General features: G+C 66.2%; 12 protein-coding genes and 1 pseudogene. 8 read left to right on the top strand and 5 right to left on the bottom strand.

What is annotated here, in order from left to right; translation table 11 throughout:
* The first annotated feature begins 16 nt into the window (after window positions 1-16).
* The 5 genes from C4301_RS02615 (at window position 17) to C4301_RS02595 (ending at window position 6,401) form a co-directional block, all read left to right on the top strand.
* Window positions 17-1,951, top strand: a complete 1,935-nt coding sequence (locus C4301_RS02615; RefSeq protein ID WP_352413566.1) for a DNA gyrase/topoisomerase IV subunit B — start codon at window positions 17-19, stop codon at window positions 1,949-1,951.
* 121 nt (window positions 1,952-2,072) lie between these two features.
* Window positions 2,073-2,471: an SCP2 sterol-binding domain-containing protein gene (locus C4301_RS02610; RefSeq protein WP_352413565.1), complete on the top strand. Its 399-nt coding sequence runs from the start codon at window positions 2,073-2,075 to the stop codon at window positions 2,469-2,471.
* Entirely contained in the window at window positions 2,468-3,508 is a 1,041-nt protein-coding gene (locus tag C4301_RS02605) for an alcohol dehydrogenase catalytic domain-containing protein (protein WP_352413564.1), read from the top strand. Before C4301_RS02610 ends, C4301_RS02605 begins: the two co-directional genes overlap by 4 nt.
* A gap of 5 nt (window positions 3,509-3,513) precedes the next feature.
* Window positions 3,514-4,731: a molybdopterin molybdotransferase MoeA gene (locus C4301_RS02600; RefSeq protein ID WP_352413563.1), complete on the top strand. Its 1,218-nt coding sequence runs from the start codon at window positions 3,514-3,516 to the stop codon at window positions 4,729-4,731.
* 74 nt (window positions 4,732-4,805) lie between these two features.
* On the top strand, window positions 4,806-6,401 hold the full coding sequence (locus tag C4301_RS02595; RefSeq protein WP_352413562.1) for a DEAD/DEAH box helicase: 1,596 nt from the start codon (window positions 4,806-4,808) through the stop codon (window positions 6,399-6,401).
* Between the two features lie 11 nt (window positions 6,402-6,412).
* Here the strand turns inward: C4301_RS02595 and C4301_RS02590 are convergent, their stop codons facing one another.
* A complete protein-coding gene (locus tag C4301_RS02590) occupies window positions 6,413-7,558 on the bottom strand; it encodes an MFS transporter (protein ID WP_352413561.1) in 1,146 nt (381 codons plus the stop codon).
* Window positions 7,559-7,562: 4 nt separating this feature from the next.
* A complete protein-coding gene (gene nth / locus C4301_RS02585; protein WP_352413592.1) occupies window positions 7,563-8,228 on the bottom strand; it encodes an endonuclease III in 666 nt (221 codons plus the stop codon).
* A 15-nt stretch (window positions 8,229-8,243) separates the two neighbouring features.
* Between nth and C4301_RS02580 the strand changes: the two genes are divergently transcribed.
* Entirely contained in the window at window positions 8,244-8,609 is a 366-nt protein-coding gene (locus C4301_RS02580; RefSeq protein WP_352413560.1) for an ASCH domain-containing protein, read from the top strand.
* Here C4301_RS02580 and C4301_RS02575 read toward each other — a convergent pair.
* Both C4301_RS02575 and proS read right to left on the bottom strand, forming a co-directional pair.
* Window positions 8,575-10,307, bottom strand: a pseudogene (locus C4301_RS02575) (GNAT family N-acetyltransferase). The gene C4301_RS02580 and the pseudogene C4301_RS02575 sit on opposite strands and share 35 nt — an antisense overlap.
* A gap of 60 nt (window positions 10,308-10,367) precedes the next feature.
* Window positions 10,368-11,801 carry a proline--tRNA ligase gene (gene proS / locus C4301_RS02570; RefSeq protein ID WP_352413559.1) on the bottom strand — a complete coding sequence of 478 codons (1,434 nt, stop codon included), beginning with the start codon at window positions 11,799-11,801 and terminating at the stop codon, window positions 10,368-10,370.
* Between the two features lie 101 nt (window positions 11,802-11,902).
* Here proS and C4301_RS02565 point away from each other — a divergent pair, with 101 nt between their 5' ends.
* Both C4301_RS02565 and C4301_RS02560 read left to right on the top strand, forming a co-directional pair.
* A complete protein-coding gene (locus C4301_RS02565) occupies window positions 11,903-13,144 on the top strand; it encodes a 2,3-bisphosphoglycerate-independent phosphoglycerate mutase (protein ID WP_352413558.1) in 1,242 nt (413 codons plus the stop codon).
* 15 nt (window positions 13,145-13,159) lie between these two features.
* Window positions 13,160-13,342, top strand: a complete 183-nt coding sequence (locus C4301_RS02560) for a hypothetical protein (protein ID WP_352413557.1) — start codon at window positions 13,160-13,162, stop codon at window positions 13,340-13,342.
* A 191-nt stretch (window positions 13,343-13,533) separates the two neighbouring features.
* Here C4301_RS02560 and C4301_RS02555 read toward each other — a convergent pair.
* Window positions 13,534-13,872, bottom strand: a 339-nt coding sequence (locus C4301_RS02555) for a DHH family phosphoesterase (RefSeq protein ID WP_352413556.1), incomplete at its 5' end; no start/stop codon positions are given.

Below are 13,872 nucleotides of genomic sequence, written 5' to 3'. Positions count from 1 at the left end.
TGGTATACTAAGGGTTGTGAGCTACGACGCTTCGGCCATCAAGGTCTTGAAAGGGCTCGAGGGCGTTCGCCACCGCCCGGCCATGTACATCGGGGGCACCCAGTCCGACGGGTACCACCACCTCTTTAAGGAAATCCTAGACAATGCCGTGGACGAGGCCCTGGCGGGCTACGCCACGGAGATCCTCGTCACCCTCCACAGGGACGGGAGCCTGACCGTGGAGGACAACGGCCGGGGTATTCCCGTGGAGGTCATGCCGGAGGAGGGGAAGCCCGCGGTGGAGGTCATCTACACCGTCTTGCACTCGGGGGGCAAGTTTGAGGAGGGGGCTTACAAGGTCTCCGGTGGCCTTCACGGGGTGGGAGCCAGCGTGGTCAACGCCCTGAGCGAGTTCACCCTCGTGGAAGTCTTCCGGGATGGAAAGCATTACCAGATCGCCTTCAGCCGGGGGGAGGTCACAGAACCCCTCCGGGTGGTGGGCACCGTGCCCAAGGGGAAGACCGGGACCCGGGTCACCTTCCGCCCCGACCCTTTGATCTTCGGCGAGCTCCGGTTTGAACCCGCCAAGATCCGCGCCCGTCTCCGGGAGGTGGCCTTTTTGGTGGCGGGGCTCCGGATCGTCTTCCGGGACGAGGTCCACGGCCGCGAGGAGGTCTTCTGGGACAAGGGGGGGGTAGCCTCCTTCGCCCTGGCCCTGGCCGAGGGGGAGGAACTCCTCTCGGAGAAGCCCTTCCTTCTTAAGGGCCAGCAGGACAAGGTGGAGGTGGAGGTGGGCCTGGCCTTCACCAAGGGGTACAACACCGAGCTCCTCTCCTACGCCAACATGATCCCCACCCGGGACGGGGGAACCCACCTCACCGCCTTCCGCTCCGCCTACACCCGGGCCCTCAACCAGTACGCCAAAAAGGCGGGCCTGGCCAAGGACAAGCTCCAGCCCACAGGGGACGATCTCCTCGAGGGGGTTTATGCGGTGATCTCTGTCAAGCTTCCTCAGCCTCAGTTTGAGGGCCAGACCAAGGGGAAGCTCTTAAACCCCGAGGCGGGAAGCGCTGTAAGCCAGGTGGTCTACGAGAAGCTCCTGGAAAAGCTCGAGGAAAACCCCCGGTTGGCCAAGCTGGTCTACGAGAAGGGCCTCCGGGCGGCCCAGGCCCGGGAGGCGGCCCGGAAGGCCCGGGAGCTTGTGCGGCGGCAGAACCCTTTGGAGTCGGATGAGCTGCCTGGGAAGCTCGCGGACTGCCAGACGGAAAACCCCGAGGAAGCGGAGCTTTTCATCGTGGAGGGGGACTCGGCCGGGGGCAGCGCCAAACAGGGGCGGGACCGGCGCTTCCAGGCGATCCTTCCCCTTAGGGGAAAGATTCTGAACGTGGAGAAGGCCGGGTTGTCCAAGGCCTTGAAGAACGCCGAAGTTCGGGCCATGGTGGCCGCCATCGGGGTGGGGATCGGCGGGGTTGCTTCCCCGTCAGGGGAACACCGAGAGGATGGCCAAGAAACCCACTTCGACCTCGAGGGCCTCCGTTACCACAAGATCATCATCATGACCGATGCGGATGTGGACGGAAGCCACATCCGCACCCTCCTTCTCACCTTCTTCTACCGGTACATGCGCCCCCTCATCGAACGGGGCCACCTCTACATCGCCCAGCCTCCCCTGTACCGGCTCCAGGTGGGGAGGAGGGTGGAGTACCTCTACTCCGATGAGGAGCTTTCCGAACGCCTCAAGGAGCTGGATGGGAAAAGCTACGAGGTCCAGCGCTTCAAGGGCCTGGGGGAGATGAACCCCGAGCAGCTTTGGGAGACCACCATGAACCCAGAAAAGCGCGTTTTAAAGCGGGTAGAGCTCCTGGATGCCCTGGAGGCCAGCGAGGTCTTCGAGAGGCTCATGGGGCAGGAGGTGGCCCCCCGGCGGGAGTTCATCGAGGAACACGCCCGCTTCGCCCAGCTGGACATATGACGGAAGGCCCTGGGCAAAGCCCTCACCCCCTCCAAAATCGGCCTCCCCGGCGCGCCTGGCCCGGGTGCGGCTTGACGGAGGCGGGTTCCATCCCCTTATACTGAGTCTAAAGGAGGCGGAAATGGAGCTCTTCTCGGAGGAATGGGCCCAGGTCTACTGCCGGAAGCTGAACGGGAGCGAGGCCTACCAGAAGGCGGCGGCCACCTGGGAAGGAAGCCTGGCCTTCCTCCTGCGGGCCGACCCCGCCATGGGGGTGGAAAGCCCCAAGGCCGTGGTCCTGGACCTCTGGCATGGCCACTGCCGGGGAGCGAAGGCGGCTTCAGAGGAGGAGGCCATGGCCGCGGACTTCGTCATCGAAGGGGATCTCGCCACCTGGCAGGAGGTCTTGGAAGGCCGGGCCGAACCCCTGGTCAGCCTCATGCGGGGGGAGCTGGAGCTTAAGAAGGGCAGCCTGGCCGCCCTTGCCCCCTATGTCCAGGCGGCCCGGGAGCTGGTCCGCGTGGCCCGGGAGGTCCTGTGAGGGCAGTGGTCTACCAAGGGCCTTTCCAGGTTGCGGTCCAGGAGGTAGAGGAACCCCGCCTTTTCGAGGAAACGGATGCCCTGGTCAAGGTGGAGCTTGCCGCCATCTGCGGCTCCGACCTCCACATCTACCACGGAAAGATCGCCGGAGTAGCCCCGGGGATGGTCCTCGGCCATGAGTTCGTAGGCCGGGTGGTGGAGAGGGGGAGCCTCGTCCCCTTTCCCGTCGGCACCCGGGTGGTGGGGAGTTTTCACGTGGCCTGCGGGGACTGCCCCATGTGCCAGAAGGGGCGGTATTTCGCCTGCGCCAAGGGGGGGGTGTATGGCTTTGGCGTGGCCCTGGGGAACCTGCAAGGGGCCCAGGCGGAAAAGGTCCGTGTTCCCTTCGCCAAAACCAGCCTCTTCCCCATCCCGGAAGACCTCCCGGCGGAGGAGGCGATTTTGGCCGGGGATATCCTCTCCACCGCCTACGGGGGGGTGCGGCCCCACCTCGAGCCCGGCCAAAGCGTGGCGGTGGTGGGCTCGGGGCCGGTGGGCCTTTTGGCCCAGCACGTGGCCCATGTCCTGGGGGCAGGGGTGGTTTTGGCCGTAGACCCGGACGAGAGGCGGTTGGAAAAGGCCAAGGCCTTGGGGAGCATCCCCATAAGCCCTAAGGCCACCGACCCCGTGCGGGCGGTCAAAGCCCATACCGAGGGGCTGGGGGCCGATCTGGTGGTGGAGGCGGTGGGGGGAGAGGGGGAGGCTCTGGGCCTGGCTTTCCGCCTGGCCGCCCCTGGGGGAAGCGTCTTGAGCCTCGGGGTCCCCACCGCGGAAAGGTTCACCTACCCCTGGCTGGCCGCCTTTAGCAAGGGGATCGCGTTTCGCTCGAGCCTGGCCAACGTCCCCCGCTGGATCCGGGAGGTTTTGGCCCTGCAAAAAGCCGGCCGGCTCCAGGGCCGGTTCGTCTTCAGCCACCGCCTAGCCCTGGAGGAGGCCCCCCTAGGCTACGCCCTATTTGACCGGAAGGAAGCCACCAAGGTCGCCCTGCTCGTAGACTAAAGGGCATGAGGACGAACCTCTCTGCGGAAGAAGCGCTGGATCTGGTGCGGGCCGTCGCTTTAGCCCGCCCCTACGACAAGACCGAGGTCCTCCCGCTCAAAGAGGCCCTCCACCGGGTCCTGGCGGAGGACCTAAGAAGCCTCGTGGACCACCCCGATCAGGACGACACCGCGATAGACGGGTACGCCTGTCGCCTGGAGGACACCCTCTTGGCCACCCCCAAGACCCCGGTGCGGCTCAAGGTGGTAGGGGAATCCCCGGCGGGAAGGCCCTTCTTGGGCCAGGTGGGGCCCAAGGAGGCGGTGGCCGTCTACACCGGGGCTCCCATCCCCAAGGGGGCGGACGCGGTCATCCGGGTGGAGGAGACCCAAAAGGAGAACGGCTTCGTCCTCCTTTTTGCCCCCGCAAGACCCCAGGACATCCGGCCCAAAGGGGATGACCTGAGAAAGGGCGAGGTCTACCTCAGGCGGGGGGACCTCCTCACCCCCGCCCGGCTGGGTCTGGCCGCGGCCATGGGGCACGCCCGGCTTCTGGCCTACCGGAAGCCCCGGGTGGGCATCCTCACCACGGGGGACGAGGTGGTGGAGCCGGGAGAGGCGTTGCCCTACGGGGGGGTGTACAACTCCAACGCCTACGCCTTGATGGGCCTGGTGGTGGAAGTGGGGGGGGAGCCGGTCCTTTTGGGCAAGGCCCCAGACGACCGAGAGGCCCTTAGGGAAAGGCTTTTGGCGGAGGACCTGGACCTCCTCCTCACCTCCGGGGGCGTGTCCATGGGGGAGTACGACGTGGTCCGGAAGGTGCTGGAGGAGGAAGGGGAAGTGGTCTTCTGGAAGGTCCGCCAACAGCCTGGCGGCCCCCTCCTTTTTGCCCGTTACCGGGGCATGCCGGTTTTGGGCTTGCCCGGGAACCCCGTCTCGAGCATGGTCACCTTCTTCCTCTACGGTAGGCCCTTCCTCTTCACCCTGCTCGGCCGAACCGACCCTCCTTACGTCCGGCTTTGGGCCACCGCTCTGACCCCCTTCAAGGGAGCTAAAGGGAAAACGGTTTTCCGGCGAGGCATCCTGGCCTTCCAGGATGGGCTTGTGGTGCGAAGCACCGGGAACCAGTCGAGCGGCGTCCTCCGCTCCATGGCGGAGGGGAACGCCCTGGTGGCCCTTCCTGAGGGCAAAAATGCGGAGGCAGGGGAGGAGGTGGAGGTCATCCCCTTGACATTCGTCCTTTGACTGCCTAAGATGCAAAGGTTTACGGGCAAGCCTTGGGTCCCGGTACGGGCGAGGGGAGCCCGGAAAGGACGAGAATGGAATTTAAAGACTTTCCACTTAAAAAGGAGATTCTGTCGGCCCTCGAGGCCAAGGGGTTCAAGACCCCTACCCCCGTCCAGGCCGCAGCCTTGCCGTTGGCCCTGGAGGGGCGGGACGTCTTGGGCCAGGCCCGGACCGGGACGGGCAAGACCCTGGCCTTTGCCCTACCCATCGCCCATCGGCTAGAGAAAAAGACCGCACCCGGCCGCGCCCCCCGGGCCTTGGTCCTCACCCCCACCCGGGAGCTCGCCCTACAGGTGGCGCAGGAGCTCTCTTGGGTCGCGCCGCACCTCGAGGTGGTGGCCATCTACGGGGGGACGGGCTACACCAAGCAGGCCGAGGCCCTAAGGCGGGGGGTGGACGTGGTGGTGGCCACGCCGGGCCGGGCTTTGGACTACCTTAAGCAGGGGATTCTGAACCTCTCCCAGGTGGAGATCGCCGTGCTGGACGAGGCCGACGAGATGCTCTCCATGGGGTTTGAAGAGGATGTGGAAACCCTCCTCGAGGCCACGCCCAGAAGGCGCCAAACCCTCTTCTTCTCCGCCACCTTGCCCTCCTGGGCCAGGCGCCTGGCGGAGCGGCACCTGACCAACCCCGTCCTGGTCAACGTCATCAAGGACGAGGCCGTGACCTACGAGGAGCTTGCCCTGCAGGCCCCCCTGCAAAGCCGCCAGGGCCTCCTCTCCGACCTCCTTTACACCTGGGGCCCTAAGCGGGGCATCGTCTTCACCCGCACCAAGGCGGAGACGGAGGAGATCGCCCAAGGCCTGGGGAGGCTCGGCCACCGGGCGGCGGCCATCCATGGGGACATGACCCAGCGGGAGCGGGAGAAGGTCATGCAGGCCTTCCGTCAAGGGGAGGTCCAGCTGCTCGTGGCCACGGACGTGGCCGCGCGGGGCCTGGACATCCCCGAGGTGGACCTGGTGGTCCATTACCGCCTTCCGGAAAGGGTGGAAAGCTACCAACACCGTTCGGGCCGCACCGGCCGGGCGGGGCGGGCGGGCCGGGTGGTCCTCCTTTTTGGCCCAAGGGAGAAGGGGGCGCTCGAGGCGCTGGAAAAGGCCCTGAACCGCCGTTTCAAGCGCATCAACCCCCCCACCCCCGAGGAGGTCTTGGAGGCCAAGTGGGCCCACCTTTTGGCCCGGCTGAGCAAGACCCCTAAGGAGGACCGGAGGATCTGGAAGGACTTCGCAAGCCGCCTCTTCGCCGGTCACGCGCAAGCGCACCTCGAGGGCCAGGTGGAGGCGGTGGCGGCCCTTTTAGCCCTGGTTTTGGGCGGGGCCCCCAGGCCCAAAAGCCTCCTCACCGGGGAGGAGGACTGGGTCACGCTCCAGGTGAAAGGCCCCAGGCTCTCCGTGGGCCGGTTGGTGGCCCTTTTGAAGGGGGAGGGCGTGGAGGAGGTGGGGCGGGTCCAGCTCACCGAGAGGGCCGCCTACGTGGACCTGAGGCCGGAGGAAGCGGAAAGGGTTTTGGCCTCCGGCCTGGACGAGCTAAAGGTGGACCGGGCCCGGGAAGCACCCGAAGCCCCCTGGGAGCCGGTGAGAAGCGGCCGGCCCGACCGCTCGAGCCGCCGCCGGGCGCGAAGCGCCTAACCGGCCCCCCTTCAGGAGCCGGTTTCTTTGGGCAAACGCCGCAAGGGGCCGAAGGCCCAGGCCCAGAGGCCGATCCCCAGGGTGTAAAGGACGAGGGTTACGGCGAAAAGGTAGTCGAAGGCCAAAAGCCCAAAGGCCTCCTGCACCCTCCCCGAAAGGGCCGTTCCCAAGGCGAAAAGGAGGCTCCATACGGCGCTTTCCACCAGAAAAAACCCGGGCCGCTCCGCCTCGGAAAGGTGGTCCGTGACCAAGGCGGCGTAGACCGGCCCGGCGGCGTTCATCAACGCCCCGCGCACGAGAAGGGCCAGGGTGACCACGGGAAGCCACGGGGCCCAGGCCAAGGCGGCCAGGAATGGGAGGGAGAGGGCCTGGACAAAGACGATGGCCCCCAGCTTCCCAAGCCGCCGGACCAAAAGGGGCTGGAGGAGCATGGCCACGCCGGTGGCCAGGGAAGAAAGGGCGAAGAGGACCCCCGTACCCCCGTAGGAGAGGCCGAACTTCTCCTTCAGGTAGAGGTTCAAAAAGGGGATCACCAGGCCCGCTCCAAGGCCGATGATCACCTGGGGCAGAAGAAGGCGGAGCCAAAGGCCCACCCGGCCTCCAAGCCGCGGAGGGTCTCCCCGGACCTCGGGCAGGCCCCTAAGCAAGGGCATCCCGAGGAGAAAAAAGGGCAAGGCAAAGAGGATCACCCACCGCGCCCCCACCGCCTCGGAAAGCACCCCGGCCAAAAGGGTGGAAAAGAAGCCGCTCGCAGTGGTCAGGGCCGACTGGAGGCTGAACAGGAACACGCGTTCTTTCGGGGGGACCAGATGGGCCAAAAGGGGGGCCGCCGCCCCTTGAAGGAAGGCCCCGGCCAGGCCGTAAAGGGCAAGCCCTGGAAAGACCCAGAGCCCCAGGCCCAAAAGAACCCCGCCCAAAAGCGCCGAGACTGCCCCTAGAAAGAGGCTGGTGCGAAACCCGGCCCGGGGGATGAAACGGGCCAAGGGGAGGGCCAACCCCACCCCCACGAGGAGCAGAAGGGCCTGGGCGTAGCCGATGCTCTGCCGGGAAAACCCCAGGGCCTCGAGGTGGAAGTTTAGGAAGAAGTAGACCAGGTTTCCCCCAAAGGACCAAAGAAGGCTGGCTAGGACAAAGCGGTAAGCAGGCGATGTTTTCATGTTTTCAAAGCAACTCTCGGCTTGGACAGTAGGAAGCGAGCACACAGGCTCCGCATCGAGGCTTCCTAGCCGTACAGACATAGCGGCCATGAAGAACCAGGGCGTGGTGGACGTAGACCCATTCCTCCTTGGGGAAAAGGGCCTCCAGCTCGGCCCCGATCCTTTCCCGGGCCCTGGCCTCTGACAGGCATAGCCTCCGGCTCACCCGGGCCACATGGGTGTCCACGGCGATTCCCGGAACACCGAAGGCCGCCCCCAGAACCACAGTGGCCGTCTTCCAACCCACCCCAGGGAGGGCCATAAGGGCCTCCTTGTCCTTGGACACCTCCCCCCCGTACTCCGCCACGAGCTTTTTCGCCAAGGCCACCAGGTTCCTGGCCTTGGTCTTGTAAAGCCCGATGCGCCTGATGTAGGGCTCCACCTCCTCCGGCTTGGCCTGCGCCAGGGCAAAGGCGTCGGGAAAACGGGCAAAGAGGGCCGGGGTGGCCTCGTTCACGCTTTTGTCCGTGGCCTGGGCGGAAAGCACCGTGGCCACGAGGAGCTGGAAAGGGTTTTCATACCGAAGCTCCGTGCGGGCTTCCGGGTAGGCCTCCTTAAGGGCCTGGAGGATCTTTTGAGCTCGATGGCGCTTGGCTTTTCGTCCCTCCCTCGGACACGACACGCCCTTGATTCTACAATGGGGGGTGTGAAGCGGCCCACGCTCGGCCTCATCGTCCGGGAACCCTATGCCAGCCTCATCGTGGACGGCCAGAAGACCTGGGAGATCCGGAAGCGCAAGACCCACCACCGGGGGCCTTTGGGCATCCTCACCGGGGGGCTGCTCATCGGCCAGGCGGAGGTGGTGGGGGTGGAGGGGCCCTTCACCGTGGAAGACCTCCTCCCCCACTGGGATAAGCACCGGGCCGAGGAGGCCTTCCTCAGGGCCTACGCAAAGGAGGCCCCCCTTTACGCCTGGGTTTTGAAGAACGCCTTCCGGTACGAAAAGCCCCTCGTCGTGCCCCGGCGCCCAGGGCGGGTCATCTTCGTGGACCTCTCCGGGGTACCTTGGTGACCCCCCCGTAGCCCACAAAGAGCAGGATATCCGGGTCCAGGCCCTGGACCACCTCGGGGCGGTGGGTGGCGGCCACCAGGGTGATCCCCGCCTCCCGGCAGAGCTTTCCCAGACCCAAAGCCACCCTCCTCGCGGTGGGGACGTCCAGGTGGGCGGCGAACTCGTCGATGGAGGAGGTCGGGCCTTTGGCCGAGGAGGAGGGCCAGGCGGAACCGCTCCCTTTGCCCCGTGGAAAGCTCCTGGGGGCGCGCCCGGTAAAGCACCGCGTCGGAAAGCCCCACCCGGTTCAGGACCTCGATGGCCGCCCCCACATCCCCCAGGTCCTGGTAAAGCCGTTCCAGTATGGGGTCTTCCCCAAGCCCCACCTCCTTTTCCCCGGGGATGTAGGCCACCCGCTTCCCCGCGGGCACCTCCACCTCCCCAAGGTCCGGGGGCTCACCCAGAAGGAGCCTGAGAAGCGTGGTCTTCCCCGCCCCACTGGCCCCCGAGAGGACGACAAGGCTTCGCGGGGGAATCTCCAACTCCACCCCCCTTAAGACCGCCCGCTCCACCCGCCTGGCCCTTACCCCGAAGGCGAGGAGGGCCTCCTGGACCTCTGGGGAAAGGCCCTCCAGATCCAGAAGGCTCCGGTAGCCCTTATGCACCCCGTGAAGACGGATGGGCTCCTTAAGCCCCGCCACCCGGCCAAACCGAGGCCGGTAAAGCCTCCCCCCGTGGGCCTGGGCGTGGGGGTCGGTCTTGAGAAATCCGCTTAGGTACCCCTCGGCCTCTTCCGTGAGGGGATAGGCCAAAACGGGTCTCCCTGAGGCGGTGTCAAAGAGGTAGCGGAAGCCCACCCTCTCGAAGAAGGGGTGGTACCGGGCCATCTGGGCGATGGTGTACATCAGGTGTTTTTTTCGCCTTCCCTCCGGAGCCCCCCGCGCCTTGGCCCACTCCAGGGCCACCTGGACCAGAAGGGCCCCGAAGCCCTCCGAGCGGTAGTCGGGGTGGACCACCACCCGGGCGATGCGGGAGGCGGCGGTGTAAACCCGGTCCAGGGCCTTCTCCCAGTCCGCCCCGCCCTGGAAGGTGGGGTGAAACCAGTCCTGAGGAAGATCCCCTCCAAAATATCCCGCTCTATGCCCTCTGGTGTCCGGCGGTGCATCTTGGGAATGAGCGGGTCCAGGCGCAGATACCCGAGGATCCGGGGTTCAAAGGGCAGGCGCTCCAAAAGCTCCAGGACCAAAAACCGGCTCGCCGGGGTGGAGCCCCGGATCTCCTTCAGCCGCGCCTCGCCGCCGCAGTCGCAAAGGGGCTTGGCGTTGGCGGGTAGGGTCTTCTGGCAGCTGGGGCAGACCCAAAGGGCCACCACCTCCTTCTCGGAGGCATAGTGGAACTGCTCCAGCTCCGCGATGGCCTCATAGTCCCCCTCGTACATGGCCTCGCGCACCCTCAGGCGGTGGCGGTAGGCCTCGCCCCCCAAGGGGCTTTCCCAGGGGTGGACCCGCTCCTCGGCAAAAGGGGGCCAGACGGGAAAAGGCCCCTCAGCTCGTACTCGTCAAAGCCCAGAACGGGCTTTTTAAACCCCGTGGCCAGGCGGACCTGGTCCTGGGGCCTAAGCCACTTCGCCACATCCCCCGTCATCAAAAGGCGCACACCCCCCTCGAGGAGCACCTCCCCATACCAGCGCCAGTAGATCCTCCGGGCCAGAACCCTCATCCTTCCTCCCCGATCAATCCGGAGGCCCCAAGCCCAAGCCCACCCCCTTCCGGGACCCGGCTAGTAGGCCTTGGCGAAAACCACCCGCTTGCCATAGGCGCTTTGACCGCCGCAGCGGACGCAGACGCCCTCTTCCGGCTCGGCCTCGAAGGACACGCACCGGGTGGTGGCGGCGGTCTCCTCCTGGATGAGCCGCTCGCAGGCCCTGTCCCCGCAGTGAAAGGCCAGGGCGAAGCCCTCCTGGACCGCCTCCTTGAACCCCTCGTAGGTGTCCACCTTCCGGGTGTGGCGCTCCCGGAACTCCAAGGCCCTCCGGTAAAGGGCCTCGTGGAAGTCGGAAAGCCTGCCGGGAAGAAGGCTGGGCAGGGCGGAAAGGGAAACCCGTTCCTTCCCCCCCAGGCGGCTCGCCAAAACCGCTTCCTGGGCCTCGAGGTCCTTGGGGCCGAGCTCGATCCGGTAAGGAACCCCCTTGAGCTCCCAGTCGTTGAACTTGTACCCCGGGGTGTACTGGTCCCGGTCGTCCAGGTGAACCGAAAGCCCCGCCTGGAGAAGACGGCGCCTAAGCTCATAGGCCGCCTCCAGGACCCTTTCCCGGCTCTCCTCCCGGTAGATGGGCACGATGACCACCTGGATGGGGGCCAGCCTGGGGGGCAGGATAAGACCCTTATCGTCCCCGTGGGTCATGATGATGGCCCCGATGAACCGCCAGGAAAGCCCCCAGCTGGTGGTGTGGACGTATTTGACCTCGAGGTCTTTGTCCTGGAACTTGATGTCAAAGGCCCGGGCAAAGTTCTGCCCCAGGTAGTGGCTCGTCCCCGCCTGAAGGGCCCTTCCATCCCGCATCATGGCCTCGATGGTGGTGGTGTAGACCGCCCCGGCGAACTTCTCCTTCTCCGTCTTCAGGCCCTCGAGGACGGGAATGGCCGCGTACTCCCGGGCAAGCCGGGCGTAGACGCCCAGCATCCGCCTCACCTCCTCCTCCGCCTCCTCCCGCGTGGCGTGGGCGGTGTGCCCCTCCTGCCAGAGGAACTCGCTCGTCCGGAGGAAGGGCCGGGTGCGCATCTCCCAGCGGACCACATTGCCCCACTGGTTGAGGAGCTGGGGCAGGTCCCGGTAGCTTTTGATCCAGCGGGACCACATGTACCCGATCACCGTCTCCGAGGTGGGGCGGACCGCCAGAGGCTCCTCCAGCTCCTCCCCTCCCGCGTGGGTCACCACCGCGAGCTCCGGGGAGAAGCCCTCCACGTGCTCCGCCTCCTTCTTCAAAAAACTCATGGGGATGAACAGGGGGAAGTAGGCGTTCTGGTGGCCCGTCTCCTTGAACATCCGGTCCAGCTCCCTTTGGATGTTCTCCCAGATGGCGTACCCGTAGGGCCGGACTACAATCGTCCCCCGGACCGGACCGTAGTCCGCCAGCTCAGCTTTCTGTATAACATCCAGATACCATTCGCTGAAATCCTGGGACTGGGGAGTGATGCCCTTCTCCTTCGCCATACCCGTCCATCATACCCTTCCCAAGGAGGGCTTGGGAAACACCTCGCTTCTTGCCGCCATCCGGGCCACGACGGGCTCGCTTTCAGGCGTAGAATAGCCCCATGGACCTCTTCCCCGTCTACAAGGAGCTTCATCAAAAGGGTGGCCGGATCCTCCTGGTGGTCTTAGACGGCGTAGGGGGGCTTCCCCTGGAACCCGGAGGGGCCACGGAGCTCGAGGCCGCCCGAACCCCAAACCTGGACCGTTTGGCCGAGGAAAGCGCCCTGGGCCTCCTCACCCCCGTCCATCCGGGCCTGACCCCGGGCTCGGGGCCGGGGCACCTGGCCCTTTTCGGATACGACCCCTTCCGCTTCCTGGTGGGCCGGGGGGCCCTTTCGGCCCTGGGCCTGGGGGCGGACTTCCGGGAGGAGGACGTGGCCCTTCGGGGAAACTTTGCCACCCTTAGCCCCGAGGGCCTGGTCCTGGACCGCCGGGCGGGAAGGCCTTCCACCGAGGAGAACCGGAGGGTCATCGCCAAGCTCCAAGAGGCGATCCCCCGCATAGAGGACGTGGAGGTCTACTTCTACACGGAAAGCGAGCACCGCTTTCTGGTCATCCTGCGAGGCGAAGGGCTTTCCGATCGGATCACGGACACCGACCCGCAGAAAACCGGGCTGCCGCCTCAAACGGCCCAGGCCCTGGACGTTGCTTCGCGGAGCGAACACCGAGCGGCCTCGATCAAGACCGCCCGGGTGGTCAACCTCCTTTCCGAGAGGATCCGCGAGGCGCTAAAGGACGAACCCCGGCTGAACGGCGCCCTCTTCCGGGGGGCCTCGAGAAAGCCCCGCTTCCCCAGCCTAAAGGAGGTCTTTGGGCTCGAGGCGGCGGCCGTCGCCAGCTACCCCATGTACAAGGGTCTGGCGAGCCTGGTGGGCATGGAGGTCCTCCCCGTGGAAGGAGAGGGGGACGCCCACGCGGGCAAGCTGAAGGCGCTTAAGGAGAACTGGTCGCGCTACGACTTCTTCTACCTCCACTTCAAGAAAACGGACGCCAAAGGGGAGGACGGGGACTTCTGGGGAAAGGTCCGGGAGATCGAGGGCTTTGACGCCCTCCTGCCCGAGCTCCTCGCCCTCGGACCCGAGGTCTTGGCCATCACCGGGGACCACTCCACCCCCGCCCTCCTCAAGGCCCACTCCTGGCACCCCGTGCCCCTTCTCCTCCGGGCCCCCTACCTCCGGCCGGATGAGGCCCGGCGCTTCACGGAAAGGGAGGCCCTTCGGGGAAGCCTCGGGCACCTAAAGGGGGTAGAGCTCATGCCCCTCCTTTTGGCCCACGCGCTGCGGTGGCAGAAGTACGGGGCGTGACCTTGGACTGGAAGCATGCTCCGGCACCGGCTGAACCTCGAGGCGTTGGAGAGGGCCCCTGAGGGGGTACGCCTGGAGCTTTTGGATGGGGAGGTCTACGAGAGGGCGCCCATCGGAAGCGGCCACGCAGGCCTGGTCACCTACCTGGCCAAGGTCACGCCGGGTCACGCCCGGTCAGCCGCGTGTCAGCCCCGGTAGGGGCTACGGTCAAGGTACGGGCAAGGAATGGTGTTTCGCTCCGCGAAAGCACAGCGCCCGTGACCTGCGGCTACGTTCCAGGGCGTACCTTTCTATAGTGATAGGGGTCAAACCCCCCCTCTCCTCAAGGTACGCTGACGCGTGACCAAGGTACGCTGACGCGTGACCTGGGCCCCGCCCACGAGCAGAACCTAGAGATACCCCGCCCGCCTGAGCTCCTCGGCCACCGCCTCGAGAAGCCTCTCGTAGGCGGCCTCGAGGTCCAGCCCCTTGAGGGTGGCCCCCGCCGCGGGCACATGTCCGCCCCCACCCAGCTTGATCGCGATGTTCTGGGCGGAAACCCCCGCCCGGCTCCGGATGGAGACCTTCACCCCCTCTTCCCTCTGGCGCAAAAAGGCCGCCACCACGCTCCCTTCCGCATACCGGATCAGGCCCACGAAGTCGTCCGAGTCCTCCTCTTGTTGTTCCCTTCGGGAAGCAACTTGTTGTTCCCTTCGGGAAGCAACGGCCTGGGCCTCCCGGTGTTCCCC

The sequence above is a fragment of the Thermus sp. genome, assembly GCF_040290245.1.
Classification (GTDB): domain Bacteria; phylum Deinococcota; class Deinococci; order Deinococcales; family Thermaceae; genus Thermus_A.
This window is presented reverse-complemented; position numbering and strand designations above follow the sequence as displayed.

Bases quoted from the DNA above. Each gene is read 5' to 3' on its own strand.
- C4301_RS02595 (WP_352413562.1), top strand. From the start codon at position 4,806: ATGGAATTTAAAGACTTTCCACTTAAAAAGGAGATTCTGTCGGCCCTC.
- C4301_RS02565 (WP_352413558.1), top strand. From the start codon at position 11,903: ATGGACCTCTTCCCCGTCTACAAGGAGCTTCATCAAAAGGGTGGCCGG.
- proS (WP_352413559.1), bottom strand. From the start codon at position 11,801: ATGGCGAAGGAGAAGGGCATCACTCCCCAGTCCCAGGATTTCAGCGAA.
- C4301_RS02590 (WP_352413561.1), bottom strand. From the start codon at position 7,558: ATGAAAACATCGCCTGCTTACCGCTTTGTCCTAGCCAGCCTTCTTTGG.
- C4301_RS02600 (WP_352413563.1), top strand. From the start codon at position 3,514: ATGAGGACGAACCTCTCTGCGGAAGAAGCGCTGGATCTGGTGCGGGCC.
- C4301_RS02560 (WP_352413557.1), top strand. From the start codon at position 13,160: ATGCTCCGGCACCGGCTGAACCTCGAGGCGTTGGAGAGGGCCCCTGAG.
- C4301_RS02610 (WP_352413565.1), top strand. From the start codon at position 2,073: ATGGAGCTCTTCTCGGAGGAATGGGCCCAGGTCTACTGCCGGAAGCTG.